This is a genomic window from Oceanidesulfovibrio marinus (assembly GCF_013085545.1).
Taxonomy (GTDB): Bacteria; Desulfobacterota; Desulfovibrionia; order Desulfovibrionales; family Desulfovibrionaceae; genus Oceanidesulfovibrio; species Oceanidesulfovibrio marinus.
This window is the reverse complement of the sequence record NZ_CP039543.1, coordinates 2570403-2596149: the sequence shown is the minus strand read 5'-3', so window position 1 is coordinate 2596149 and position 25747 is coordinate 2570403. Positions and strand designations below refer to the sequence as shown.

The 25747-nt window shown below is 51.9% G+C and carries 22 protein-coding genes, 1 tRNA gene and 1 pseudogene; 15 read left to right on the top strand and 9 right to left on the bottom strand.

Annotated features, from left to right (window positions below; all coding sequences use genetic code 11):
- Window positions 1-3: 3 nt before the first annotated feature.
- Window positions 4-1050 (bottom strand): 3-methyl-2-oxobutanoate dehydrogenase subunit VorB, encoded by a 1047-nt coding sequence (vorB, locus tag E8L03_RS11510; protein WP_144305392.1) that lies wholly within the window; start codon window positions 1048-1050, stop codon window positions 4-6.
- A 2-nt stretch (window positions 1051-1052) separates the two neighbouring features.
- Window positions 1053-1247, bottom strand: a complete 195-nt coding sequence (locus E8L03_RS11505; RefSeq protein WP_144305391.1) for a 4Fe-4S binding protein — start codon at window positions 1245-1247, stop codon at window positions 1053-1055.
- 312 nt (window positions 1248-1559) lie between these two features.
- Here E8L03_RS11505 and E8L03_RS11500 point away from each other — a divergent pair, with 312 nt between their 5' ends.
- The 8 genes from E8L03_RS11500 (at window position 1560) to E8L03_RS11465 (ending at window position 9408) form a co-directional block, all read left to right on the top strand.
- On the top strand, window positions 1560-2315 hold the full coding sequence (locus E8L03_RS11500) for an IclR family transcriptional regulator (protein WP_171267431.1): 756 nt from the start codon (window positions 1560-1562) through the stop codon (window positions 2313-2315).
- An 810-nt stretch (window positions 2316-3125) separates the two neighbouring features.
- The gene (locus E8L03_RS11495) at window positions 3126-4070 is read left to right on the top strand and encodes a hypothetical protein (protein WP_171267430.1); all 945 of its coding nucleotides are present in this window, start codon (window positions 3126-3128) and stop codon (window positions 4068-4070) included.
- A gap of 99 nt (window positions 4071-4169) precedes the next feature.
- A protein-coding gene (locus E8L03_RS11490) for an IS3 family transposase (RefSeq protein ID WP_171266763.1) occupies window positions 4170-5407 on the top strand; the annotation gives its coding sequence in 2 pieces (ribosomal slippage) (window positions 4170-4515 and window positions 4515-5407; 1239 coding nt in all).
- A 51-nt stretch (window positions 5408-5458) separates the two neighbouring features.
- Entirely contained in the window at window positions 5459-5746 is a 288-nt protein-coding gene (locus tag E8L03_RS11485; RefSeq protein ID WP_171267429.1) for a helix-turn-helix transcriptional regulator, read from the top strand.
- Window positions 5743-7125 carry a DUF3987 domain-containing protein gene (locus E8L03_RS11480; RefSeq protein WP_171267428.1) on the top strand — a complete coding sequence of 461 codons (1383 nt, stop codon included), beginning with the start codon at window positions 5743-5745 and terminating at the stop codon, window positions 7123-7125. Before E8L03_RS11485 ends, E8L03_RS11480 begins: the two co-directional genes overlap by 4 nt.
- Window positions 7126-7309: 184 nt before the next feature.
- Entirely contained in the window at window positions 7310-7600 is a 291-nt protein-coding gene (locus E8L03_RS11475; protein ID WP_171267427.1) for a MobC family plasmid mobilization relaxosome protein, read from the top strand.
- An 8-nt stretch (window positions 7601-7608) separates the two neighbouring features.
- Window positions 7609-9150 (top strand): relaxase/mobilization nuclease domain-containing protein, encoded by a 1542-nt coding sequence (locus E8L03_RS11470; RefSeq protein ID WP_171267426.1) that lies wholly within the window; start codon window positions 7609-7611, stop codon window positions 9148-9150.
- A 27-nt stretch (window positions 9151-9177) separates the two neighbouring features.
- Window positions 9178-9408, top strand: a complete 231-nt coding sequence (locus E8L03_RS11465) for a hypothetical protein (RefSeq protein ID WP_171267425.1) — start codon at window positions 9178-9180, stop codon at window positions 9406-9408.
- Window positions 9409-9578: 170 nt separating this feature from the next.
- Here E8L03_RS11465 and E8L03_RS11460 read toward each other — a convergent pair whose 3' ends face one another.
- A complete protein-coding gene (locus tag E8L03_RS11460) occupies window positions 9579-10622 on the bottom strand; it encodes an IS481 family transposase (RefSeq protein ID WP_171266993.1) in 1044 nt (347 codons plus the stop codon).
- Between the two features lie 163 nt (window positions 10623-10785).
- On the opposite strand from E8L03_RS11460, the pseudogene E8L03_RS11455 reads away from it, so the two are divergent.
- Window positions 10786-11951, top strand: a pseudogene (locus E8L03_RS11455) (IS3 family transposase).
- A 416-nt stretch (window positions 11952-12367) separates the two neighbouring features.
- Window positions 12368-14338, top strand: a complete 1971-nt coding sequence (locus tag E8L03_RS11450; protein ID WP_171267424.1) for an ATP-binding protein — start codon at window positions 12368-12370, stop codon at window positions 14336-14338.
- 59 nt (window positions 14339-14397) lie between these two features.
- On the opposite strand, the gene E8L03_RS21100 is transcribed toward E8L03_RS11450, so the two are convergent.
- Entirely contained in the window at window positions 14398-14865 is a 468-nt protein-coding gene (locus E8L03_RS21100; protein ID WP_280530789.1) for an IS5 family transposase, read from the bottom strand.
- 541 nt (window positions 14866-15406) lie between these two features.
- Between E8L03_RS21100 and E8L03_RS11440 the strand changes: the two genes are divergently transcribed.
- Genes E8L03_RS11440 through E8L03_RS11430 form a run of 3 tightly spaced genes read left to right on the top strand, consistent with a single transcriptional unit; the run spans window position 15407 to window position 18632 of the window.
- Window positions 15407-16492 (top strand): PP2C family protein-serine/threonine phosphatase, encoded by a 1086-nt coding sequence (locus E8L03_RS11440; protein ID WP_171267423.1) that lies wholly within the window; start codon window positions 15407-15409, stop codon window positions 16490-16492.
- Between the two features lie 2 nt (window positions 16493-16494).
- A complete protein-coding gene (locus tag E8L03_RS11435; RefSeq protein WP_171267422.1) occupies window positions 16495-17547 on the top strand; it encodes a serine/threonine-protein kinase in 1053 nt (350 codons plus the stop codon).
- Window positions 17544-18632 (top strand): serine/threonine-protein kinase, encoded by a 1089-nt coding sequence (locus E8L03_RS11430; RefSeq protein ID WP_171267421.1) that lies wholly within the window; start codon window positions 17544-17546, stop codon window positions 18630-18632. Before E8L03_RS11435 ends, E8L03_RS11430 begins: the two co-directional genes overlap by 4 nt.
- Window positions 18633-18919: 287 nt before the next feature.
- Here the strand turns inward: E8L03_RS11430 and E8L03_RS11425 are convergent, their stop codons facing one another.
- The 3 genes from E8L03_RS11425 to E8L03_RS11415 all read right to left on the bottom strand — a co-directional run bounded on the left by E8L03_RS11425 (window position 18920) and on the right by E8L03_RS11415 (window position 21051).
- A complete protein-coding gene (locus tag E8L03_RS11425) occupies window positions 18920-19792 on the bottom strand; it encodes a site-specific integrase (RefSeq protein WP_342356071.1) in 873 nt (290 codons plus the stop codon).
- A gap of 140 nt (window positions 19793-19932) precedes the next feature.
- The gene (locus tag E8L03_RS11420) at window positions 19933-20865 is read right to left on the bottom strand and encodes an FRG domain-containing protein (protein ID WP_171267419.1); all 933 of its coding nucleotides are present in this window, start codon (window positions 20863-20865) and stop codon (window positions 19933-19935) included.
- A gap of 99 nt (window positions 20866-20964) precedes the next feature.
- A tRNA-Leu gene (locus E8L03_RS11415) sits at window positions 20965-21051 on the bottom strand.
- Window positions 21052-21766: 715 nt separating this feature from the next.
- On the opposite strand from E8L03_RS11415, the gene E8L03_RS11410 reads away from it, so the two are divergent.
- The gene (locus tag E8L03_RS11410; protein ID WP_171267418.1) at window positions 21767-23479 is read left to right on the top strand and encodes a sensor domain-containing diguanylate cyclase; all 1713 of its coding nucleotides are present in this window, start codon (window positions 21767-21769) and stop codon (window positions 23477-23479) included.
- Window positions 23480-23656: 177 nt separating this feature from the next.
- On the opposite strand, the gene E8L03_RS11405 is transcribed toward E8L03_RS11410, so the two are convergent.
- Window positions 23657-24307, bottom strand: a complete 651-nt coding sequence (locus E8L03_RS11405; protein ID WP_171267417.1) for a flavodoxin family protein — start codon at window positions 24305-24307, stop codon at window positions 23657-23659.
- 152 nt (window positions 24308-24459) lie between these two features.
- Here E8L03_RS11405 and E8L03_RS11400 point away from each other — a divergent pair, with 152 nt between their 5' ends.
- Window positions 24460-24852 carry a winged helix-turn-helix transcriptional regulator gene (locus E8L03_RS11400; RefSeq protein ID WP_144305387.1) on the top strand — a complete coding sequence of 131 codons (393 nt, stop codon included), beginning with the start codon at window positions 24460-24462 and terminating at the stop codon, window positions 24850-24852.
- A 168-nt stretch (window positions 24853-25020) separates the two neighbouring features.
- Here the strand turns inward: E8L03_RS11400 and E8L03_RS11395 are convergent, their stop codons facing one another.
- Entirely contained in the window at window positions 25021-25746 is a 726-nt protein-coding gene (locus E8L03_RS11395) for a 4Fe-4S dicluster domain-containing protein (RefSeq protein ID WP_144305386.1), read from the bottom strand.
- Between the last annotated feature and the right edge of the window lies 1 nt (window position 25747).

Here is a 25747-nt window from a genome sequence, read left to right as displayed (position 1 = left end):
TGACTACCTCTGTGCGTTGAGAATGGCCACCGCGCGTTCGACGATGGCGGAGGATTCAGGGATATGCGCGCCGCCGAGGAAGATCTCCACCGGGGCTTTCATTTCGCTGGCGAGCCTGACGTCCTCCACCATTTTCGGAAGGGCGCACAGTTCCACGGACAGGTATGCCTTTACGTCCGGGTTGACCTCGGCAAAGGCCTTGGCCGGGAAGGGCCACAGGGTGATGGGACGGAGCAGGCCCAGGCGGATGCCCTGGCTGCGGGCGATCTCGACGGCTTCCTGGCAGATGCGGGAGCTGATGCCGTAGGCCACGAGGACCAACTCCGCGTCGTCGACCTTGATGGATTCCCAGCGCTGCTCGGCATCAGCCATCTCGTCGTATTTATTCTTGATGTAGGCGTCGAAGTCCTCGATGTAGTACATGGTCGAGGTCACGCGCTTGAAGGGCTTGCCGTGCTTGCCGCGTACGGCCCAATCCGCGTTCGGGTCATGCTCCTTCATTTCGGGAAGCGTAACCGGCTCCATCATCTGGGCAATGGAGGCGTCGGAAAGGATGAGGGTCGGGTTGCGGTACTGGTCCGCCTTGTCGAACGCCACGGACACGAGATCCACGCTCTCCTGCACGGAGGCCGGGGCGTAGACCAGCATGCGGTAGTCGCCGTGGCCGCCGCCGCGCGTGGCCTGCCAGTAGTCGCCCTGGGCCTGGAAAATGTCGCCGAGGCCCGAGCCGTAGCGCTGGACGTCGATAAATACGGCTGGGAGCTCGGCGGAGGCGATGTAGGAGATGCCCTCTTGCAACAGGCTGAAGCCGGGGCCGGAGGAGCTGGTCATGGCCCGGAAGCCCGCGGCGGCCGCGCCGTAGACCATATTGACGCCGGAGAGCTCGGATTCGGCCTGGATGAAGGTGCCGCCGACTTCCGGCATGCGCCAGGAGAGGTACTCGGGAATTTCGCTCTGGGGGGTGATGGGGTAGCCGCCAAAGAAGCGGCAACCGGCGCGAACTGCGGCCTCGGAGAGGGCGTCGTTGCCCTTCATGAGTTGTCTGGGCATGATTAGGCCTCCACTCGTTCAAATACGGAATCAGGGCAGACCGTGTAGCAGATCGCACACAGGATGCATTTTTCCTGGTCAAGATCGACGACGTTGTAGCCCTTGCGGTTTACTGTGCTGGACAAGGAAAGGGCGTCCTTGGGACACTGCAGGATGCAGTACCCGCATCCTTTGCATAACTCGTGATTCTGCGTCATGCGGACGCTTGATTTATCAGATCCGCTCACTTCGACCTCCACTCGGTTGCAACTCCGGCCATCCCTGCAAAGCACGATTGAGCAGGCGGCCGGGGCGTGGTTTTCCGGAACTCCTTGCCGTCGATTCGGCAGGTCTGCACGGTCCCGGCTGGCTGTAATCCCCGTCTACTGCCGATCCAAATATGTTGTCAAAAATATTTTTAAATACGAAAAAAAATTCGTATATACGAAAAACATTGCAAGACGAATCAGGAACAGATATACGGGAGGTACGCGGGGAAGCGATCACAATTCCCGCTAATAATTAGGAGAATGAAGATGAAAGTGAACAGGACGGCTCTCAGGGTGACGGAGATACTGCGGCTGTTGGCCGAGAGCCCAGAGGGGCTGACGCTGACCGAGATCGGGGCCGAGCTCGGGCTACCCAAGGCCAGCACGTTCGATATCGTGCAGACACTGAAAAAGGCGCACTTCCTGCGGGAGTCCAACCGGCGGTATGCCGTCGGCTTCATGGCGCACGAGGTGGGGGAGTCCTATTCCAAGGGGAAGGATCTGTATGGCGCCACGCAGCCGCATCTGGCAGATCTGGCGGATGCCCTGAATATGGCAGGATCGCTCGTCATCTATGAGCGGGGCACGCTCAATTACGTGATCGAGCACCGCCCGATCGGCTCCATCGTCTCCCCGGTGACTTCGAACGGCATGGATTTCGTCCATGCCTCGGCTTCGGGAAAGTCGCTGATTGCGTTCATGCCGGAGCAGCGGCAGCGCAAGGCGCTGTCTCTGCTGACCTTCAAGCAGTTCACGGACCGAACAATCCAGAACATGATCGACTTCATGGAAGAGTTGGAGCGGATCAGAAGCCAAGGGTACGCGATTGACAACCGGGAATTCAATAAACTCATGACCTGCGTATCCACCCCGATATTCAGGCGGCAACAGGCCGTGGCGACACTGACCCTGTCAGATCTTCAGGTTGACCCAGGCGACGTGCCGGGTATCGCCGAGCGACTGATGAGCACTGCACGGGTGATCTCAGACGCTTTGGCAAGGGAAGATGAAAAATGAGCTGCAACAGACTGTCGACCTTGCTCGGGCTGGAAAGGCGCTCCATTCCCCCAATCCATGGGCGCAATTTCGAACAGTTCTGACAGCAATGCCAAGCCTCACCAAATAGTATTGAAACCTGCCTCTTCCTCCTGCTGCTCTTGCCAAACGCGGCAATATCTTTGCCTTTGATGGCGGCCGCCGTTTTTGAGTCGAGCAATATCGGGGCAAAACCAGAAAAAGAAAAAGCTGGCCATCGTCTACAACGATAACCAGCTGAAATATTTGGTGCCCGGGGCGGGAATCGAACCCGCACAGTGTTGCCACCGAGGGATTTTAAGTCTCGAAAATGGTTCAATATTTCTCAGGGGTTATCACGGTTAATTAAATATTATCAGGTAGATGAATACCCATGAATTTTTATGAAAATGCAGGTCTTTTCAGAGCGAGTGGAGCAAAATTGGAGCAAATATTCGAACGTCCTTTGACTTTTCTTCCCCCTGGCGTCTCATGTAAAAACAGCGGAGCTTCTGGGGGCAACAACTCAGGTTAACCCTGAAAACTCATAAGTATCCGCCACCCCTTAGCCGTATTTCCGAGTGTTGCCGTTTCCCAGCTAGCGTTGTTTTTACTTGGCTGAAGTGGTGCACTTGTTTCTGGGTATCTTGGTCCCTGGAGTCGGCCCGAGCATGTCTTTCTCGCACGCCGGCCAAACAATAAGCAGCGACTCTGAGCGGTAGAATATTGCACCGTATGCCACCGCAGTGTTTTTATCGATTAGGCTGGTAAAAAAGTTCGTTTGTATGATGTGCAACATGTGTCGATAGCGATATGAAAAAAATAAATGATGTGTTTATTGCAACTCCTAAGGATGGGTCTCTCGAAGAAACTATATCCAAGTTGCCAGGAGATATTGAGGATTATTCAGTTGTGTTCACAAATGCAGATATAAAATTTATTGAAAAGGTTGTTAGAAGTATTAATGGGTCTGATGAAGGTGCACAACCTTCGATGCTGATTCCATTATCATTCATATTCAGCATGCCACCTTTTGAGTCAACTGGAGCCTTACTAGAGACTCAAGATGATAAGTGTGTATTAGGACGAATCATTGATGACTTTTTAGAAAATAGTACTGAGTGGCTTTATGCTAATAGACAGCTTCTTTTGGATCTTTGTGGTGTTTGCTCAGATGCTGTGTCTAAATCGGTTAGCATAGAGCAAATTCTAGCTGGTCAGACTAAGATTACACCGGATATTGAGCGTGTATACCTTGAACTTGCATTGAATAGACAAGATTCCTTTAAGCGGATGAAAGTTCTTGCGGCAATACACGCCCGCCTTACATATGACGACCTGGTCCTAGCTATGGCCAAAGGAGACGTTCAAGCAACGGCTACTATAATGTTTCTATTCGCCCGTTCAATGGCTCAATATGCTAGCAACCGTGCTGTCGAGGACGGCCTGGAGCGTCAGGACTCCAGGAGAAGGGGCGGAGAAAAGCCAGTGGATAGGGCGGGATTACTGAAGCTAATTCAGAAATATCACAACCAATTCCCCAATGACACTGACAAAGAGCTATGGCTACGTATAAAGGCTGACTTGGTCTCTAAAAAGATGATGCGCCCGTGCAAGGGGTATTCTGTGCGCTTTGAGTTTGAGCCTACGGATGACAGCGATATCGGCGGGCGGTTAATTCAAAAAAAATCTAAAGGGAAGGAGCATCCTATGGGATTTGAGGCCTTTAGAAATGCACGCAGCGAGGTACGCAAGTAAGCTACATACCGCGCGCTAGTGGCAACCTCCGCATATTCACTGGAGTAGCCCCCGTTTCGACCGGACACCTCGGCATACCGAAGAGGTAGGTCTGGAGGCATGTCTAGACATAGTGCTAACGAGTATCCGACGGTAGAGGTGGTGCACAGTGTCCAGCGCCGGCGCTGGGCACTGACCGAGAAGTTGCGGATCGTCGAGGAGTCGTCGCAGCCAGGCATGAGCGTCTCCTACGTGGCCCGCAAGCACGGCATCGCCCCCAATCTCCTTTTCCGCTGGAGGAAGCTCATGAGCGAGGGCGGCAGGAAAGCCATCGAGGCCAACGACACGGTTGTTTCGGCAGCCGAAGCGCGGGCCATGAAGAAGCGCATCCGCGATCTCGAGCGCCTTCTGGGCAAGAAGACGATGGAAGTGGAGATCCTCAAGGAGGCCATCGAGATTGCGCGCGAAAAAAAACTGATCTCGCGCACGCCATTGCCCTTCGAGGACGATACCCCATGACGCGCGTTGCAGACGCCATGGGCGTTTCCCGGTCCAGGCTTGTGGAGCGCGTCGGCGCCCAGCCAAAGGTGAGGCCGCCTCGCTATTCCAAGGCAGAAGATGAAGCGCTGCTGCCGCTCATTCGCGACATCATCGACGATCGTCTCACGTACGGCTACAGGCGGGTTTGCGCCGTGCTCAATCGACGCCTGGTTGAGTTGGGCCAGCCTCGCGTGAATCACAAACGCGTTTACCGCATCATGCGCCTTCATGGACTTCTGCTGACGCGGCATTCCGGCAAGCGGCCGACGCGCGCCCATGACGGCAAGGTAATTACGCTGCGCAGCAACCTGCGCTGGAGTTCCGACGTCTTCGAAGTGTCCTGCGCCAATGGCGAGGCGGTCAGGGTGGCGTTCGCCATTGATTGCTGCGACAGGGAAGTCATCGGCCATATGGCGTCGAGCCGGGGCATTTCCAGCTCGATGATCCAGGACCTGATGCTGGAGTGCGTCGAGAAGCGGTTCGGGACAAATCGAACTCCCCGCCCGGTGCAATGGCTTTCGGACAACGGCTCATGCTACACGGCGAAAGACACGGTGGAGTTCGCCTCGTGGCTGGGCCTGGAGAGCCGGTTCACGCCCGTCAGGAGCCCGGAGAGCAACGGCATTGCCGAAGCGTTCGTGAACACGTTCAAGCGTGATTACGTGCGCATAAGCGACAGGCCGGATGCCGTGACGGTGTTCGGACAGCTGGCGGACTGGATCGAAGATTACAACGAGAGGCATCCCCACAAGGGGTTGCGGATGAAATCTCCTCGCGAGTTCATCCGCTCTATGGCAACAGCCGAGTGTCCGATTTAGCGGGGGCAACACCATTCACACGCCCTTTGAACAATTGCGGAGGTCACAAGCATGGTACGTAAGCGTTTCTACAACATCGAAGAATTATCCATCATTCTGGGCAAAAGCATTGCGGCTGTACACGGCCACCTCGCACGCAAACAGTATGACGCCGTTCCACCACCCATCAAGTTAGGTCGCCGGTTGGCTTGGTTGGTGGAGTCCGTTGATGCATGGATTGACGACAAAGCCGCCCAGGCTGAGGCAACGGCAGCAACTAACGCAGAGCACTCAAATGCTCCCAGAAGGCGGCGCGGCAGACCAACGAAAGCCGAACAGAAAGCCAGGAGCGGGAAATGAGTGGCAACCCTCCTGAACCGACATTCGCTCGCTCTCCACGGAAAGAGCCACCAAACGACTGCGATGAACTTGACCTTAAGACGTGGCCTCAGTTCTCGAGTGGCGCTTGTCCTGGTTTCCTGGGCGAGTTTGTGCGGCTGGCAACACGTGACAGCGAAGCTGATCCTGCCGCGGTATGTATCACTGCGCTGATACGCTTTGGAGCGGAGGTATACGGCCACGCAGCCAACCAAGGTCCCCATATCTATGTGGGCGAGACCATCCATCCTCCGCGACTATTTGCCGTGATCTGCGGCAATTCAAGTAAAGCCCGGAAAGGGACCTCTCGTCATCCTGTGACAAAGCTCTTTGGGCGGGAACATTGCCAGCCCGCCGACCTGAGAGCATGGGGCGTTCCTTTGCCCGCCAAGGAAAGCGGCGGCCCGTTATCCACAGGCGAAGGACTGGCCCATCATGTGCGCGACGAAAGTGATGAGGAGCGAGAACGGAGGCAGCGACAGAACCCTGCTGAGCCACTTCGGGAAAAGGGAGACAAAAGGCTTGTCATAATCGACGAGGAATTTGCCAGCGGACTCGCCTGCACTAAACGCGAAGGCAACACTCTATCTATGGGTATCCGGAGCTTCTGGGACTCCGGCGATTACGCCCCACTAACAAAGAATAACCCTGTGGTTGTACGCGGCGCGCACATTAGCATCATAACCCATATCACAACGCAAGAACTCGCCGTGTGTTTGGGCGAAGTCCAGGCAGTCAATGGTTTCGGAAACCGTTTCCTATGGATTTGCGCACGGCGCTCCAAACTGGTGGCACTGCCTTCCCGGATGCCAGATGAGGAGATTGCCCCTTTGCAACGTGAGCTCTGGCGGTGTGTGGGGCTGGCACAGCAACGTGGTGTTATGACCATGACCCCAAACGCCTTGGAGTTGTGGAAGAACGTCTACCCAGAACTCTCCCAAGAATACACAGGACTTGCCGGTAGTATCATCAATCGGGCAGAAGCCCAGACTCTTCGCTTGGCCCTTGTCTATGCACTTCTAGATGCTCAGGGGGAAATCGAGGAACCGCATCTGCATGCGGCCCTTGTCATGTGGCGTTATGCCCAGGATTCCGCTTTATATATCTTTGGTGACCGTTCCGTAGATCCGCTGGAAGAGAAAGTTCTGGAGGCCCTAAAGGGCGGCCCATTATCATCTACAGAACTAAGCTCGGTACTGAGCAGGCACGTTCCCAAAACGCGGCTGAAACCGCTCCTGCAACAATTGGAAGCGCAACAGCGTATTAGCGTTACCAAAGAGAAAGGCGCAGGTCGCCCTCGAATCGTCTTCACGCTGCGCGAATTATGCGAAAAAAGCGAAGAAAGGAGAGACAGGACATGAACCTTCTTTCGCATTTTTCGCTTGTTTCGCCAGACTACGCTAGCCTCGTTGTGTTTGTTCCTATGGGTGGTATCGCTGGAAGCCAGCCTACCCACTGTGGGCACGCCCACACGTGGGAGCTGGCCGAGGGCTCCGCCCCCTGGACCCCCTGGAAGGAAGCAGAACCCACGGATGGAGATGCCTCGTGAGCCGCGATCAGTGGATTAAGATCCGCGTCTCCGAGGAGGAAAAAGCGCAGTTTGAAGCCAAAGCGGCGGCCGCCGGGATGACGCTTGCCGACCTGGTTCGCCATCGGCTGGCCTCCTTTCGTCTGCGGAAGACATCGACAGAGCGTGAAGCTTTGCTCCAGCTGGCGCGCATCGGCAACAACCTGAATCAAATCGCCCGGTGGGTGAACACCTACAAAGGCGGCCTCGACACCATAGAAGTAGTCAGTCGTCTTGATGCGATTCTCCGTGAATTGCGATTGCGTTAGGGCACGCCATGTACATGAAAGTTTTTCCGCATGGCAAAGGAGCTGGCGTAGGTCCGGTGCATTATTTGCTTCGCCGCGATTATCCTGGCCGAGATGATGCTCCACCGGCTGTTCTCCGTGGTGATCCTGAGTTGACTGTGCAGCTGATAGATTCCCAACCGCGAACATGGAAATTCACCGCTGGTGTGCTGAGCTGGGCTCCAGGTGAAGAAATTTCAGACGAAAAAGAGCGTAGAGTAATGGATGACTTTGAGCGCGTCGCTTTCGCTGGTCTGGAGCCCGACCAATACAACATTCTGTGGGTGCGACATGTCCACGCTGAGCACCACGAACTCCATTTCGTCATTCCGCGCATGGAGCTTTCTACAGGTAAAGCGCTCAACCCGTGTCCGCCAGGCTGGCAAAAGGACTTCGACGTCTTCCGCGATCTTTACAACTGGCGGGAAGGTTGGGCCAGACCGGACGATCCGACGCGCGCTCGCGCCTATAAACCATCGCATACGGACTTGAATCGCGCGCGGCGCATACGTTGGGGACAAGCCACACAGGATGACAAACAGGATGATCCGCGCAAGCTCATTAATGAATTTATTTCACAGCGAATTGAATCTGGCCTTGTCACCAATAGGGAGGAACTTGTGCAGGCCCTGCACGAGGTTGGTCTAAAAACGCCGCGTATGGGCAAGAACTACCTTACGGTTTTGGAGCCTGACTCAGGGACGCGATTCCGCATGAAGGGAGGCATTTACTGTGAGCATTGGCGAGTTGAGCAGCAAGCTCAAGGACAGGATTCAGCAAGACCGGGAGGAGCTGGAGTCGATAGCACGGCACGAGTTCGAGAACTTGCAACAGAGCTTGAGCAGGTCATCGCAAGACGCGCTGAATACAATCGAAGCCGATATCGCAGCCAAAACAGAGAGTCTGGGCAAAGCCATTGCCACACAGCTTCAAGGGCTGAGCGACCAAACGACAACTTTGCGCAAGTCTCTAGCCAAGACCTGGCTGCGAACCACGGTGCTAGGATTTTGCCTGCTAATGGGCTTGATTCTGGGAACATGGGGACTGAGTTCGATTATGAGCGCACATATCATCAATCAGTGGCAACAGATCAAAGCACTCCAAGTAAAAAAGAGGCAGTTGAAGGAGACAATTTCGAACTTGGAGAAACAGACATGGGGCATTCAGCTCGTGCAAAACGGCGACAACCGCTTCATCGTCCTGCCTCCAAAGGCGATAATTCACGAAGGATGGAGTTTCAAAAACCGCAAAGCTCTCAAACTGGAGTAAGCAATGAGCATGACAGAGCTGGAACGCCACCTTTTGGATGGGCTGAAGAAGCTAGAGCAAGAGAATCAAGAGAACAGAGATATGTACGACAAACGACTGACAACGATGGGCGAGGAACTACAGTCACAGGCACAGCACATACGGCAGCTCAGCGAGTTCTACAAAAACTTGGAGCCGCTGTTAGAGCAGTTGAGCGGGTTGTTGCACAACGTGAAGTAGTTAAACAATCGCGAGATGCTAGAGGTCAAGACCTTGGGATGTAACTTAACTTAAACGAATGGAGCGTTTTTATGAGCACCGGCGACGTCGATCCCATCAGCTACTATAATAAGGTGTTTGGTATCCATACTCAAAATGCAGAGAGCTATCCTGAAAGTACAACTTTCGTTTATCAATTATCGGAGGCTTTCGATATGCTGGGTAGATATGGTTATCTAGATGCTGGAATTGTGAAACGTATTCAGGCTCAGCTTCATGTGATACGCGAAAAGTTAGGGGAGGTTCGTGTTGATTTGATCTAGCAAACGTCACCCATTCTATGCAGATAAGAATAACCGCTCATGCCCTGCCAAAGTGCATATTTATGGCATCCATGAGCGGTTAATACATTAGAGAGAAGTGAGTGCGGTTTTTTGGGATAGGTGTACAGAGATAGTATTCACCTGACACTCCGCCCCTGGCGGGGTGATGGCTACGCTGCTTCTTCTTTTTCTACCTCTGCTTCGTCGATTACGATGCCGTCCAGGAACGCTTGGTAGGGCACTCGGCCGTCCATGCCGCGGCCCTGATGGGTGCGTTCCCGGTTGTAGTGGTTCAGGTAACTGTCCAGATCCTCTTGCATTTCCTCCACCGATTCGTACCACTTCTCGCGGCCCTTGATGCGGAAATGCTCGTCGAGCAATGTCCGATGCAACCGCTCCACAAAGCCGTTGCTCTGCGGCCGGCGAACCTGCGTTGTCCGGTGCTCAATCCCTTCTAATTGCAAGAACAATTCGTACGGATGCTTGTCCGGGCGACCGCAGAACTCGCGACCGTTGTCCGAGAGAATCGTCGAAATGCGCGCGATGTGCTCCTCGAAGAACGGCAGCACGTCCTCATTGAGCACGTGAACCGCGGTAACCGGCAACTTGGTGGTGTAGAGTCGGCCCCAGGCATAGCGGCTGTGGCAGTCGATAACCGACTGCAAATACACGCGTCCAACGCCCTTGAGCGTGCCCACGAAGAAGGTGTCCACGGCCACGAGGTCGCCGGTGTGACGCGTCTCGATGTGCCGGTCGCGAAACTCGGGACTGAAGCGCTCCAGGACGCGGATTTGTTCGTCCGAGAGCTCCAAACGCTGCTCTCGCACGCTCTTCTCCAGCCGCAGCAACCGCTCGTGGCGTGTGAGCAAGCCGTGCCGGCTCCAGACGCCGCGGACACCGCCGGAGCTGACCTGGACGCCTTGCAGGACAAGCTGTTGGGCGACGCGGAGCGGCCCGTGCGTGGGGTGAGCCAAGCAGTAGTCGAGGATGGCCTGCTCGACAGCCTCGTCGACGCGGTTGGGGTGCGGGCCTCGCGGCCCGGGCAGGCGGTCCAATAGACCTTCGGCGCCGAAGGTCTGGTAGTTGCGCCGGATCTCGTAGAACTGCTGCCTGGAATAGCCCATGATTTTGCACGCTTTGCTGACGTTGCCCAATTCAGTGGCCAGCTCTAGCAGACTCATCTTCCTTCGTGCTACTTTGCGTTTCGTGGTCATGGCGTTCTCCTCGAAAGGGTTCGTGAAGCTTCGCAACTCCATCGATACCCAGCCAGGGACGGCATGACCACAACCTTTTGGTGGCCCAGGTGTCAGGTTATATCCATCTCAGTTCAGGATAGGTCGTTAAGGTGGAGTTCACTGACAAGGAGGACGACCTGGGATGGCCAAGAGAAGACGTTTTTCTCCTGAGTTCAAAGCCAAGGTAGCTCTTGAGGCGTTGTCCGGCGAGATGACGCTGGCCGAACTGTCTAGCAAGTACGACGTGCATTCGAACATGATCGCCGCCTGGAAGCGTCAGGCGATCGATGGTATGGCCGATACGTTTGGCAAGGGCAAGACGAAGGCCAAAAATAGCGAGACGGAAATCAAGGAACTGCACGTCAAGACCGGGCAGCTCACGGTGGAAAACGATTTTTAGAGCGGCCCTTCGCTCGGAAGAGAGCTGTGAGCGGAGGCATCGGATGGTCGAAGCCGGCTATCCGCGGCTCAGTATCAGCCGCCAGTGTGTACTGCTCGGGCTACGCCGGTCGACCTACTACTACCGGCCCAAAGGCGAGAGCGCTTTCAACCTGGCGCTGATGCGGCAGATCACGATATCTTCCTCCAGGCCCGTTTTTCGGCTCCAGACAGATGACAAGGCATCTCGTCAATTGTGGCCACGCGGTCGGACGTCGGGGGTTCAGGCGGTTGATGCAAAAGATGGGGTTGCAGGCCGTGTTCTGCAAGCCCAAGACGTCGCAGCCGCATCCGGTGCATGCGGTGTTTCCGTACTTGTTGCGGAACGTGTCCGTGGCTGACCCCGACCATGTCTAGTGTGCGGATATAACGTATATCCCCATGAAACGCGGCTGCTTGTATCTAGTCGCAATCATGTATTGGCACAGCCCCGCGGTATTGTCGTGGCGGCTTTCGAACACTTTGGACGCTGATTTCTGTGTGACAGCGTTGGACGATGCCCTGAATCGCTACGGCGCGCCGCAGATCTTCAACACGGACCAGAACGCACAGTTCACAAGCTATGCGTTCACCCGTAAGCTTCGCGAGGCTGGCGTGCGCATCTCGATGGATGGCCAAAAAGGACGCTGGATGGATAACGTCTTCATCGAACGACTGTGGCGTTCACTGAAGTGGGAATGCGTCTATCTGCGCGAGTTCGAGACCGGAAGCCAAACCAGAAAAGCCTTGAGCGATTGGTTTCATTTCTGCAACTGGCGTCGGCCGCATTCGACTTTTGACGGACAGCAGCCGATGGACATATATCGGGCTGAACGCGCAGAGGGAGGGAGGCGTGCTTCCTCCCTCTGCTGGCCCTCAACGCGGGCATGACCGAATCACAGGACTCCACCTTAGCAAGGCCGCGAACCTGTCCAGCCAACCGGGACCACTTCTTAGTCACGGCCCTAAGGTTGGATTGGGACAAAGTTGGCGCTATAAGTCATTGGATGTGTCTAGCAATGTACAGTGAAAGCTATCGGGGCTCCCTGGCTTGTTTGATCGCATCGATCAGAACTCCATATTTATTTGCTTGTTTGCGTGGATATGGGTAAGTTAAACTAAAGCCTCTAAAACTCATTTGGATCTTCTTATGTACTCAATTTCTGATAATAATTAAAGATGTTTTGGGACTGAATGGTTAGTGCGGGCAGCTGGATTGTTGAGAGCTGAACAGGACGGCCAGTCTTCAGGGCGCATAAATTTATGTTGTATGTTGAACCATTCGAGGGAGCGTAACAGGTAGCGTTATGTTAGCATCCGAATCACAGCTGTTAAATTTCAGGAATGCAGTTGCTCAACTAGCAGGACCGGAAGTTCAAAAGAAACCGTTGTTACCTGTATATGAGGCTATTCACAATTCAATTCAGGCGATTCAGTTGGCTGGGCGAGATCATGGTATAATCAGTGTCGAATTCATCCGAGATGAAAATGAGATGGCCCCTAAGCGCATTGTTGGCGTTAGGATCATTGACAATGGTATAGGCTTTACGAAAGAGAATATGGGTTCATTCGGACAACTTTTTTCAGAATATAAGAAGAGGGAGTTTAATTGCAAAGGGATAGGGAGGCTGGCATTCTTTGCGGCCTTTTCACGTGTTGCGATTAAAAGCACCTATCAAGAGAGCGGTAAAACCTTTTTAATCGATAAGGTTGTCACAGAAGACAATTTCTATGACCTCCAAAATGTGGAAGCTGAAGAGACTGAAGACGGAGAAGTTAAAACTTCAATAACTCTTGAAGGGGTAATTCCTCTGAGTAACAGCTTTTTAAAAATTCCTCATGATACAATAAAGAACGACATTACACAGCATTTTATCCCTTCGTTGTTGTCAGTGAAAAATATAAGAATTAAAATAGTAGATGATGGCGATTATTATTTGGATGAAAGTGTCAAAGATGTATCCCGTGATGAGCCTATACTTGTTGGTGCAAGTAAGTTTGATATATACCATTTAAAGAATCGGACGCCTCACCGATCTACCCACAAAGTCATTTTATCAGCAGATGGCAGAAGTGTGAAAGAACAGGTATTGAGCTTTTTGCCAGGAGGTAAGATCGGTGAACATGACGACAAATTTTATCTGAATACAGTTGTTATTTCTGATTATCTCGACGAAAAGCTTAATCATCAGAGAACAGACTTCAATATCCCTAGAACTAAGTCACTTGCCGAAGGGGAGCCAGACCTGGAAAGCATTTATGAAGGCGTGGTAGAAAAAGCCAGATCATATTCACATGCAAGCATAGAGCGCCTGGAAAGTATTCAGGAGAACCTCATCCAGAAAGTCTTTGAGGACCTTCCACATTTAGCATTTCTGGAGGAGGATGTTCAGGTCAAAAAAGAGTTAAAGCTTGGGGATGATGTAAAAGTCGTGAAGGAGGCCTATGTCAAGCGGTTTGCAGAGAAGCAGGTCGAAAGTTTTAACTACGTTAAGATTATCACCAAAAAGTACGAATCTAACGAAATCCCAAATTTTGAGGAGTTTCGGGAGGAATCTCTAGTAAAGCTTGAAGAAGGGATGAAACTTAATCATGCTCCGCTTGTCTCGTATGTTAAGTATCGAGACTTTGTCCTAGGATTGTACGATAAGCTTCTTCAGAAAAGGGATGACGAGAAATACCAGCCAGAAAAGATTCTTCATGATCTCCTTTTTCCGTCTAAGACAAGTAGCGAAGACCACTCGGGCGGTTACTTTAACCACAATCTTTGGCTTATTGACGATAGATACGCGGTGTATGATTACGTTGCGTCTGATATGAAAGAGTATCAGATTGCATGTAATAAATATGAAGCGCAAGACAAGCGATATGATATTTTTGCCGCCTACAAGGATCCAATTGGTGCTGAGCATAATGTCCTTATTATTGAATTGAAAAGGACAAGCGAACCTCTTTCTGAGGAGAATGACCCCGTTAGACAATTAGTGCAGTATGTCGAAAGGATTATGGATGGGAAATTGACCCATAGCGATGGAAAACGAATCAACGTATCAGATAATACTCAATATTTTGGACTTGTTTTGTGTGATGTGCATAATAACTATTTTAAAAATACCATGATACGTAGGCATAGCTTGAAAAAGCGCCCAGATTCGAGGTCGTATCATGCAGTATTTCTCGAGAGCAGGTTGTTTCTAGAGGTAATGAACTATGAAAACCTACTCGAAATGGCCCATGCCCGGAACAGAGTTTTTATCAATAAACTCAATTATAAATAACCTCTTGGTGAGGATGGTTCGCAGGGCTTGTGCTTGATGCGCTGGGTATAGAAGCCATCTCAAAATTGCCTCACCAGAATGACGATGCACCTGAGTTGAACGAAGGCCAGGAAGTTTTCAGCATGGAATTCGTAGCGAACAGCCAGACGCCTGAAGTTCTGCAGCCAGGCGAAGAGACGCTCGACCTTCCATCGTCTCCGGTAACGGCGAAGCGGTCTGCCGTCCTGCGTCTTGGTCCTTTTCCTCCCCCGTCTGTGTGGGGCGATCATCTCGGTTCCCCAACCTTCACGCAACCACTCATCAAGCCCGTCGCTGCCGTACTCATTGTCACTAAGCAGGCGGGCAGGCACTTCGTTGGTAAATCCGGCATCGAGGGTCTGGTCGACCAGCGTCACTTCATGCGGCGAAGCGCTGACCACGTGCACGGAGACAGGAAGACCAGAAGCGTCTGCCACTGCCATGATCTTGCTGCCTTTGCCCCGCTTGGTTTTGCCCACGGCAGCGTCCCCTTTTTTGCCGGAGCGAATGTCCCGTCAATGAAGGCCTCGCGCAGATCGATGCCGCCTCGGTCGCGTAGATTTTCGGCCAGAACAGCCAGGATGCGCTCGAAAACCCCGTCCTTGCGCCAACGCTGGAACCGGCGATGGCAGGACTGGTATGGTGGATACCGATCCGGTAAGTCCTTTCAATGCGCGCCGGTTCTGAGTATCCAGAGGATGCCGTCGAGCACCTCGCGCGGAGGGGCTCGGCGGCAGGCATTTGCCGCCTTGCCCACCTTTGGCCGGCGGGATCAAGGGCGCGGTGCGTTCCCACTGCTTGTTTGTCAGGTCCATGTGGACCGGATCGGATAAAACGGACGCAAAAACAAGAGAATTTTTAGAGAACTAGCTGGTCTGATTTTTGAGATGTCATCTATTATGAATTATAGTCACCGAGGGGCCAGCGATGGTTCCTAGGAGCGGGTAGCTTGGGTAATTCCTGTTAACCACCGACTCTTTAAGTGTTTTTGTGCAGACAAATAGCTGTCTATTTACTTCAATAATTTTTATCTAGTTAGTGAGATTTTCTATGGATACTTATCGTGCAGCGGTTCAAAGCTCTATATATTATTGGATGCTAAGAACTTGCAAAGAAAAGGGGTCTGTAACAGCCCCAGGACAAATAGCCTTAGGGACAACCAAAGGAAGTGTTAGGAATGACAATCAGGATAGAGCTGCTGTGCTTACTTTCTTTCCTAATGAGCGTTTATCCGACGTCGTCCAAGTTGCGGTGTTATGCGATGGTATTGGGGGACTGAAGGACGGAGCCAATGTTGCGGCCTTGGCGATAAGTTCGTTTACAGCTCGAGTGATAGAATTATCAGATAGTAATATGACGGATTGTCTGAAAAAAGCTGCCAATCATGCCAATAAAATAGTTTTTGATAAGTATGAAGGAAAAGGAGGATGTACACTGTCCGCTGTGAGTATCAATAGGAGCGGCTTAATAGAAATCGTAAACTACGGTGACAGCCGGGTGTATTTGCAAAGTGAGAAATCGTTAACTCAACTAAGCTCTGATGATACTCTCGATGGTCAATTAGCCAAAATGGATCGCAAAATTGATGCGCCTCTGCCAGAATTCAAGCATTTGGTCCAGTTTATTGGAATGGAGGGGGAGTTAGATACCTCACCAATTGATATAACGAAAGTAAAGGATGGTGATCGGATTCTTCTTGCTTCCGACGGGGCATATAATGTCGATTTTTCAACCATGGAAAGTCTATTGTTGAATTCTACTTCAACAGAAGATGGTATAAAAAAATTGCTGCTCCTTTCTGAATGGATTGGGGGGAAAGATAACGCAACTGCAATCTATGCGCCTGCCTTTTCGAATACAGAGGGTTATAAATCAATGAGTATGACAACTTTCGAAATATGCACTTGGAATTCAAGCTACATTTTTTCTGTAGATACCATTCTGAATGATACGACAACTAAAGAAAAAGAAGTTCAGTCGGAGAAGTCTTCCAAGGATAAAAATAAGAAGAAGACGTCTAAGAAGAAGAAAATCCAAAATTCCGCTGAGAATAGAAACAATGTGGCAGATAATAATGATAATGATGATGAAGTGATTCAAATACAAATCGAGTTCGACGAAGGCGAGGCCGGTTAATTATGAATCTCCCTGATAGATACGAATCCCAAGGACAGGTTCTTTCGGGCGGTATGGGGGACGTGCACGTTTTTCGTGACCGTAATTTGAATCGTAATGTCGCTATAAAAATAATACAGGACGATTTTTTCGCTGATAGACTGTTAGATGAAGTTCGCGCTTTTAAGCGCGTCTTGTCGAAGCATGTCGTTGAAATATATGACATAATACAGGCTGATGACGGTGTGGCTATAATCGAAGAATACTTGCCTGGAGAGGAGTTGCGACATCCTGAAGAAGGTTTGTGTAGAGAGCATTTCTTGCGAACAATATACCAAATTGCATCAGGGCTATGTGAGATACACGATTCAGGGCTTATCCATCGTGATATTAAACCGTTTAATATGAAGTTTGATGGTGAAGGGGTTCTAAAAATATTTGATTTTGGTCTTGCAAGACAATTTGGTGTTGATTCCTCAACTCGAGGATTTAGGGGAACTCCAGGTTTTGCTGCGCCCGAATTGTACCAAGATGCGACTTTTGATTTTACTCCAGCGATCGATGTTTACGCTTTTGGAGTAACCTGTCTGTATTACGCTTTGGGGGATTTGCCTGAAGAGCTTACTCGCTTTAGATCTCGGGATTTCCAGTTAACTCTATTTTCTAACTTAACATCCAACTTGTTGCCCCGTGACCTGCAATCCATTCTGGATAGAACTTTAGAATTTTACCCATCTTCACGACCATCTATGCTTGAAGTAAAAAATCTAATAGAAAGGCACTTGCTGTTCAACAAACATAGAGCTTTGTTAATTCTTAATGGAGGATCTCACTTTCTTGGTGAAGATAGACCTAGGGTCACTGTTAGGGCCGGTAGTAAAGGGAAGATTGGGATCCATTATGATGGACTGTATTTTAAGATACAAAGCTTTGAAGGTGATGTAATGATAAACAATACCGATGCCGAAGAGGGCATGATTCTGCCTGGAGCATGCGTGATATCATTTGGTCGACCTGAAACTGAAGGACGGGTGCACGTGACTTTTGATATTTCTCATCCGGGGGTCGTTCTATGACTATAGAACTGAATGCCGGTGATGTGCTATGCAGTCGCTATCAGGTAAATGCTTTAATTGGAGAAGGGGGTATGCAATTTGTTTATAAAGCGCACGATCGTACAATGGATAGGTTTGTTGCACTTAAAACACCTAAAAATAACTCAAGTGAAAAAAGATTTCAGCGAAGTGCGACGCTGAGTGCTAAGGTTACACATCCTTGTGTCGCAAAGACACTTGATTATTTTGAAGAAAATGGTTCTCAGTTTTTAGTTGAAGAATTAATAGAAGGTGCAGACCTTCAAACCGCAATTATGCGAAGACTTCGCTATGTTGACCCCTTTTTAGCTGCTAAAATTATCCACAGCTTGGCGAAGGGGTTTGCAGCATCCCATCATGTGGGTGTTGTGCATCGTGACATTAAGCCGAGCAACATAATGGTAGCTGGATCATATTGTATCACAGCTCTTAAGGTTACAGACTTCGGAATTGCAAAAATGGCTGAAGAAGAGTTGGCTGATGCAGTAGTCGGTGGTGAGGAGACGATTACTGGCTCAAAGACAATGATCGGTGCTTTACCATATATGGCACCAGAAATGGTTGAAAATCCTCGTGCGGCAGGAGCTCCATCGGACGTGTGGGCAATTGGGGCTTTGTTGTTTGAACTACTAAGTGGTGAAAAACCATACGGTACGGGATTAAGAGCTGTCCCAAATATTTTAGCAGCAGACCCCCCGCAGAAACCAGATTTTCTATCAAAGAATCCTCAGTTTTCACCTTTGGCCAATGAACTGTTTGATATTGTTCTTGCCTGTCTTGCTAAGGAACCTGATGAAAGGCTCACTGCTGATGGTCTGGTCCAACGTTGCAATCAACTGTGTTATTATGATGCTAGAAGGCGCGTAGGTTATGTAAATAACACATTTTATTCGCATGGTTTTATTACCGAGGATTCTACTGATGAGCGCGTCTTTTATCACTTTAATAATGTTTATGGCGATCTTCCGGAGATGTATGACCGTGTTTGTTTTAGCGCTTTTACCGGTGGTGGAAGTGATAGGGCATACCCTGTGGTTCTAATGACTGAAGATGAGGATGCGTTTTGAGTTCTGCATCCTGGACATACAGTCTACACTATTCCGAAGAATCTAACAGGAAGTATATGTTTGTTGTGTCGAATCAAATTTATATTCATCTCAGCTCCTTCATATCTCAGCGGTACACTCACCTGAATTGGTCTTGCTCACTATGGCAGACTGAGTTAAATCCATGATGTGAAATTGGAAGTCAACGCATAATTCGTATGTCGAGCGCTTTAGCAAGACGTACCATGAAGGAATACTGGATTATTTTTCTTTTTACGCCCTGGTTAAGGTCGGAGAAAAGATTCACATTATGATCCAGTATCCCCCCGCTTCATTCCCGCTAACCGATCCGCCAGTCTCCCTGTCCGCAAATGGCTATAGCGCGCCAACATTTGCATAGATTTATGGCCTGATATGGCCCGGATTTCCATGACGTCCAAGTTTGTGTTCTCGAAGAATCGGCTTACCGCCTCGTGACGGAGGTCATGGAATCGAAAGTCGGGAACTCCAGCTTTGTCGGCAGCGGCTTTCATAGCGCGGGTGATTTTGTCCTTATTCATGCCAAAGACAGGGCCAGAAATGGTGCGGGGGAGTGATTTAAGAATGTTGAGAGCGGCGGGGGAGAGGGGGACCGTTCTCGACTCGCCGTTTTTCGTGCGAGGCAGAAGGACTGAGCGATTTTTCAGGTCAACCTGGGACCAGACCATAGTTGCGATTTCTTCTCGTCGCATAGCGGTTTCCAGGGCAAACTTGACCACGCACGCAAAGCGTTCGTCGCACGCAGCTAAGAGGCGTTCTTCTTCGTCATCTTGGAAACGTCTGGATCGTCCTGCCGGGACTTTCGGTTTATTCGCTCGTTTGACCGGGTTGGAAAGGCTCTCCATGCCCCAATCTGTGGCCGCTATCTCGAACAGTTTTGACAGCAGTGCCAAGTCTAGCCGGATTGTATTTGGGCCGGCTCCTTCCTCCTGGCGCTCTTTGACAAACGCGGCAATATCCTTGCCCTTGATAGTGGCCATGAACCGTGAAGCGAAAGGGCGACGTTGGATAGCCCTCGCTCGGTTCTTTTCTCGCCTGGGGTCAGAGAGATTCGGCGCATATTCGTCAATATAACGATCAAGAGCTTCGGATAAGGTGGTTGATTCGGCTTCTACGCGAGAAACAAAAATGCCCCGGTCCATTTCAGACTCGATCTCTCGCGCCCACCTGGTTGCGTCATACTTAGTCTCGAACGTTTTACAGGTCACAGGCCAGCCGCGTTTTCGTATACGCACTTCCCACTGTGCAGGCCCGCGTTTACGTATTGTTGCCATGGTACCCTTCAATAGCTAACATTCTTTATGCTTCCAAACACTTCGCGCATCTTTTTCGCGGATTTATAATAGTGCAGTTTCTCTTCGATCAGTTTTTCATAAAATGTAAGCTCGTCATAGCTCATAAGCACAGCATACCCGGAATCAAAGAAAGCCGATGGATACATACTCCCAGGCATTAGCAACTCGCCAGACCCAATCCATTTTAAAGCATTTTCAGTGTCAACTTTGATTGTTAGTCCGACGCATTCCATAAAATCAGATTTGGAATACATCTGCCTGTTAATCCTTTTGGCAACAAGGCCATGTTGAGCATGCGGTCGCAGGTACAGTGAAGGAGCAGCAATTCGTAAGTCAACAATCTCTACATTGCTATATGTCTCGTATACCCCGGCATTTAGTTTTTTAATTTTTCCAAGCGCAAGCAAGTAAACATAAGAATAAGGCTTATTACTTCTAACGATATGCATTAGGTTGCTCGAATGAGTACTGATTTTCATGGAGTGGCACGAAAACCAAAGAGCAGACCATAAGTTGTCGACTATATCAATATATCTAGTATTAAGTCCATAATGCTGGAGTATCCCTTCAGTTACAAATTCTGGTGTGTTTTCCAAAAAAGCACCAGAATTTTGTAGTTTAAGAATGATTGCGTCCAACACATCTGAACGTTTTCTTTTTCCGCTGTCAGTAATGACTTTGCTTATTATTTTCCTATTCTTGTCTCTTCCCTTTTGTCTGTATAGGGATGGATACATTGTTGCATAATTACTCTGTTGGCCACGATAAAAAACCATGCCTTTGCGACCAAGTATGTGTTTGGCATACCCCGCTGCCTGTATCAAACCTTGGGGGCTTTTCGCATAGACAACTCTCTCAGGTTCAAGCCATTCGGTCTCGCCATCCATGGCTTTCCAGCCAGAGCGAAATTTAAGATCCATGATAGCTCCTTTTGAGGAGGGAGTGGAGCAATATTGGAGCAAAAAATCAAGAAAAGAAAAAGCTGGTTATCGACATATTCGATAACCAGCTGAAATATTTGGTGCCCGGGGCGGGAATCGAACCCGCACAGTGTTGCCACCGAGGGATTTTAAGTCCCTTGCGTCTACCAGTTCCGCCACCCGGGCGCCGCGGTTGCTAGGAGGTATATTGCAGGCGGGTTCAGGTCAAGGCAAGGCTTTCTGGTTGGCCGCACGCGATGGTGCTCCGAGCCAAGGCTCCACCATGCAGTCTGCGGCGGTTCGCCGGTCTGCGCAACGCGACGGGGCAACCTGGAGCCGATCCTGACACGTGGCCGAGGCTGTCTTTCCCGGTGCAGTGCACACGATGAAGCCCCATTGGCAGAGAGAACCGTCCATGTGCAGGCAAACGCGCCGGAAACTGTTGTTCTTCTTGATGTACCGGCTCCACAACGCTGAGCCCGATGCCGCGGCGCCCCGGCGGCGGAACGATCTGCCGTTGCCTTCCGTCCCCTGTTCTACTATTAGTTGTCTGTATAGTTGCCAGCATTGGCAAATGACGTACATGACGATGGGGAATACGAGCGCACTCAGTACAGCTGTGCGCTATATGCAATGTGTAAGTTCCTTATGAGCTGCTGGGTAATCTCCAGTTGGATACAATTCTTGCGGGAATAGTTGAGGGATACATCAAGGCATGGACGTAATACAGCGACCGCAGCAATTGAGCAGGCAGATTCTCATGAAGGTTCTGCTCCTTGGCGTCATCATTGTATCCATTGCAACAATTGTATGCTATTTTATAATCTACGATCAGAGTAAGCAAAGGTCGCTTGCATCGCTTCGGCAGTACATGTTGGAGCGGAAACAACTTGAAGATCGTGTGTTCATCGATGCCCACAACGATTTGTCGCTATTCAGGGACGAGTTCCTCAAGCTGTATCGTTCGGATATGGACTTCACGGATGACGATTTCTGGACGATGTACTTTGTCGACGCCGACAAAGCCACGCGCATGAAGGAGAGGTTCTTCAGCGGCTTCATCAACAAGCATCTCGGACGATCGTGGGGCGTGACAAGCTTCATTGGCAACAACCAGCCGGTGGAGGACCGCGATTTCATGCGCCGGCTGCTCATCGCGTACATCCTGGTCAACAGGTACGGGCCGGCCTGGGCTTCCACAGGCATGCTGCACGCCTCCTATCCTGAAAACGGCATCACCATCTTTTCTCCGGACGCCCCTTGGGGCCTGCAGGCCGAGCCAGACCTGCCCATGAATGAGCTCGGGACCATCAAGGCCACACTGCAATCCGTCAATCCCGAGAGGAAGCCGGTCTGGACCGGGCTGTACTACGATGAAACCGTGGACCGGTGGACCATAACCTTCGAAATGCCGGTGGATTACGAAGGACGCCACCTGGTGAACCCGAGCCTCGACGTGCACCTTGCGTCCATCATGCGCCGGCTGGACAGCGATTCCCTTGAAGGAACGAACTCGTACATTATCAGCAAGAACGGCTTCCTCGTCGCCCATCCGGGAAAGCTGCGGGACGAGCTGAAACGGCAGGGCACGCTCTCCCTGGACAAGATCGGTGATCCCGACCTGACGCGCATGTATCAGGAGCTTTCGCACGCCACACCCGATGCGGACGGCATCTCCATTGTAGAAGACGACGACGGCGGCAACTACCTCATAGCTGCGGAGCTTTCCGGGCCGGAGTGGTGGCTGGTCATGGCGCTTCCGGAGACACTGCTTGTGAAGGAAGCGCACCAGGCCGCGCGGATCGTGCTGCTCTTTGGATTCCTGCTCTTCGTCGCATACTACGTGGCGGTGTGCGTCGTGATCACTCGGCATGTGAAGGCGCCGCTGAGAAGCCTGCAGGAGGCGACGTCCCTGGTCGCAAAAGGAGAGTACAACACGGTCATCCAATCGCCGCAGCTGCTCCCCCTGCAACAGAAGAACGAGATCGGCCAGCTCGCCGGGATGTTCCTGAACATGTGCCAGGAGATAAACGACGCACAATCCAATCTGCAGGGGCTCGTGGATAGCCGCACGCAGGAGCTGGAGGCGGCCAACATCCAGCTCAGGCGGCTGAGCCTGCTGGACGGACTGACCGGCATCCACAACCGCCGCTCATTCGACAGGGACATTGGCGCGGTGTTCAGACAGGTGCAGAACGGCGTGGAGTCATTCTTCCTGATGCTGATCGACGTCGACCACTTCAAGGCGTTCAACGACATCCACGGCCACGCGGCCGGCGATGTGGCCCTGCGCACCGTGGCGCAGCTTGTTGCGGGTAATATCCGCAAGGAAGACCGCGCCTACCGGTATGGCGGCGAGGAGATCGCCGTGATCTTCAACACCGGCGACGAGGACGCGGCCTACGCCTGCGGTGAACGCATCGTCGAGGCGGTCCGCGGCGCAGCCATCGAGCACAGGGGCAGCCCGCACGGCCTGGTCACCATCAGCGCGGGGATGGTGCGCTACTCCGACCGCTTCCAGACCGTGACCGACATGGTCAACGTGGCGGACGCCTGCCTGTACGAGGCAAAGTCGTCCGGCAGGAATTGTCTGGTCACCGACGCTGTGGAGTAGCGCAGCGGCGGGGCCGCGATCATTCGCCACGGGAGGTGCTGAAACCGGGCCGGGCAGAGGTGAGTCGTGCGGGTGCCGCGTTCTTAATGCCCCCGGCCCACACAACGCGGACCGGGGCTGCATCGTCGGGCTCATGCGCCCAGAGCTCCCGGGCTGGACCCGCTGCCCTGTGTCTCGTCACTTGACCATTGAAGCACCGATGGCGTGGGCTTTTTCGAGATCCAGTGGAAACTGCGCCTCTCTATACGCTGCCTTCTCAGGCTCGGAGAAGGATTCTATCTTGTATTTTGAGTAATCCTTCACCTGGTATGTATTGCAGGCATGCAAGACCTGAGGCTTTGTAAAAATCCTCTCGATAAATGACTCCATGTGCCTAAAAATGTCTGGATATCCTTGGGCGACCATTTGTTGCTCAGTTACATTCATGGTGTAGATGAATGCAGTGGGCATCTTTTTGGGAGCCAATGAGCTGTAATTGGCATCGTATGCGGCTTTCGGGAACAGAAAGCGCTCCAGGAAGGAGTGCAGCTTGCCTGTTATCCCGTGGAAGTAGACAGGGCTTCCGAAAATGATGCCATCTGCCTCGGTCAGGCGCTCCAGGACAGGGGCCAGGCTGTCTTTGACAGCGCACTTCGCGTAGCTCGCGCCCCCGAGGCGCTTGCACTCCATGCAGCTGATGCATCCTTTGTGGTCGTAATCGTAGACGTGGATGATTTCTGTTTCCACCGGGCCCTGGCCAGCCGCACGCGCGCCTTCCAGTGCAGACTCCAGGAGAGCCGCCGTGTTCATTTTCTTTCTGGGGCTTCCGTTCACCGCATAAATTTTCATGAGAATCTCCTTGAGATGTGTTTGCAGGCGATGGTCACCGGATCATTGACGTTGCAGTCTAGCAGGGCTAATAAGAAAATGAAATATACGCATATTTTTCTTCCCTAGATTTCCAAAAAAATACACTCCATTCAGAGCGTTAGGAGAACAGCATGAGCAGGAAAACAGCATATGACGTCAGCCTGCCCAAAGGCGAATCCCTGTATGAAAGGGATGAGATATGCCCGATCATCTATGCCCTGGATATCATCGGGGGAAAGTGGAAACTGCCGATTCTCTGGCACCTGGCTGACCAGGAAGCGGTCCGCTACAACGAGCTGAAGCGGGGTGTGACGGGCATCACCAACATGATGCTCACAAAATGCCTGCGGGAGCTTGAGGAGAACGGGCTCGTTGTACGTGTGCAGTACCCGGAAGTGCCACCACGCGTTGAGTACTCTTTGACGGAGAGGGGCCGAGAGCTGCTTCCTGCGCTCAACAAGCTCAACGTATGGGGCAAGGAACAGATCAAATATATCCGCGCCCGCGGGGAAGAGTCGAACTGAAAGTCTTTGGCTTGGCGGGAGCTGATGTAGGACTGCCCGGCTTCCTTTGGCGCTCTGCCTTGGTGGGCCATGACTGCCAGGACTCTCTCAGATCCACCCAAATAAAAATCCCCCGGCCCGCACAACGCGGACCGGGGGGCTGGCATGAGCGTGCCGCTCTTGTGGACCCTAGGTGAACAGGACCTTGAACGGACGCGACACGTTCGCGAGCATCGAGCGCCGGTCGTGGGGACCGGGCACATCGGCGCTTGCAACTGCATATTCGTAGTACAGGCCGGGGTCGTACTCCATGAGGTAGAAGCAGCGGTGGTAGTCGGGATCGCCGACAACAGCCGCCGGCCTGGTCTTCTTGACCTCGGCCAGCCGCTTCTGCGCCAGCTCCTTCATCTCCTCGTAGTCGCCGAAGTTCATGGTGCCGGTGGGGCAGACCTGCACGCAGGCGGGCTTCATGCCGTTTTGCACGCGGTCCAGGCACATGTCGCACTTGGCGAGACGGTTGGAGTTCGGGTCCTTGCGCGGGATGTTGTACGGGCAGGCCATGATGGGACCTTCGGGGTCGGAGAGCTCGGCGGTCTTCTCGGTGTAGTAGACGCAGCCGGTTTCCTCGTCGATGATAATGGCCCCTTCCACATCCATGTCCGCGACTTCCTTGCACGGTGGTACGATGCAGTGCCGGCACTGATCTGCGAAGAAGAGCCAGTGCAGCTTGTTGTCCACTTCCTTTTCGGAAAAGCGGACAAGCTTGTAGGTCGAGTAGTTGAGATCCTGCGGGTTCTGGTGGGTGCCCACCTGCTTCGTCTCGGTCGCAGGATTGTTATGCCATTCCTTGCAGGCCACCTGGCAACCGCGGCAGGCCGTGCACTTTGTCGTGTCTATGAAAAAGGCTTTCGGCATG

What these genes read in the sequence shown, in the direction of transcription:
- vorB (WP_144305392.1), bottom strand. Translation starts at nt 1,050, where the DNA reads ATGCCCAGACAACTCATGAAGGGCAACGACGCCCTCTCCGAGGCCGCA.
- E8L03_RS11505 (WP_144305391.1), bottom strand. Translation starts at nt 1,247, where the DNA reads ATGACGCAGAATCACGAGTTATGCAAAGGATGCGGGTACTGCATCCTG.
- E8L03_RS11500 (WP_171267431.1), top strand. Translation starts at nt 1,560, where the DNA reads ATGAAGATGAAAGTGAACAGGACGGCTCTCAGGGTGACGGAGATACTG.
- E8L03_RS11495 (WP_171267430.1), top strand. Translation starts at nt 3,126, where the DNA reads ATGAAAAAAATAAATGATGTGTTTATTGCAACTCCTAAGGATGGGTCT.
- E8L03_RS11485 (WP_171267429.1), top strand. Translation starts at nt 5,459, where the DNA reads ATGGTACGTAAGCGTTTCTACAACATCGAAGAATTATCCATCATTCTG.
- E8L03_RS11480 (WP_171267428.1), top strand. Translation starts at nt 5,743, where the DNA reads ATGAGTGGCAACCCTCCTGAACCGACATTCGCTCGCTCTCCACGGAAA.
- E8L03_RS11470 (WP_171267426.1), top strand. Translation starts at nt 7,609, where the DNA reads ATGTACATGAAAGTTTTTCCGCATGGCAAAGGAGCTGGCGTAGGTCCG.
- E8L03_RS11465 (WP_171267425.1), top strand. Translation starts at nt 9,178, where the DNA reads ATGAGCACCGGCGACGTCGATCCCATCAGCTACTATAATAAGGTGTTT.
- E8L03_RS11460 (WP_171266993.1), bottom strand. Translation starts at nt 10,622, where the DNA reads ATGACCACGAAACGCAAAGTAGCACGAAGGAAGATGAGTCTGCTAGAG.
- E8L03_RS11450 (WP_171267424.1), top strand. Translation starts at nt 12,368, where the DNA reads ATGTTAGCATCCGAATCACAGCTGTTAAATTTCAGGAATGCAGTTGCT.
- E8L03_RS11440 (WP_171267423.1), top strand. Translation starts at nt 15,407, where the DNA reads ATGGATACTTATCGTGCAGCGGTTCAAAGCTCTATATATTATTGGATG.
- E8L03_RS11435 (WP_171267422.1), top strand. Translation starts at nt 16,495, where the DNA reads ATGAATCTCCCTGATAGATACGAATCCCAAGGACAGGTTCTTTCGGGC.
- E8L03_RS11430 (WP_171267421.1), top strand. Translation starts at nt 17,544, where the DNA reads ATGACTATAGAACTGAATGCCGGTGATGTGCTATGCAGTCGCTATCAG.
- E8L03_RS11425 (WP_342356071.1), bottom strand. Translation starts at nt 19,792, where the DNA reads ATGGACCGGGGCATTTTTGTTTCTCGCGTAGAAGCCGAATCAACCACC.
- E8L03_RS11420 (WP_171267419.1), bottom strand. Translation starts at nt 20,865, where the DNA reads ATGGATCTTAAATTTCGCTCTGGCTGGAAAGCCATGGATGGCGAGACC.
- E8L03_RS11405 (WP_171267417.1), bottom strand. Translation starts at nt 24,307, where the DNA reads ATGAAAATTTATGCGGTGAACGGAAGCCCCAGAAAGAAAATGAACACG.
- E8L03_RS11400 (WP_144305387.1), top strand. Translation starts at nt 24,460, where the DNA reads ATGAGCAGGAAAACAGCATATGACGTCAGCCTGCCCAAAGGCGAATCC.
- E8L03_RS11395 (WP_144305386.1), bottom strand. Translation starts at nt 25,746, where the DNA reads ATGCCGAAAGCCTTTTTCATAGACACGACAAAGTGCACGGCCTGCCGC.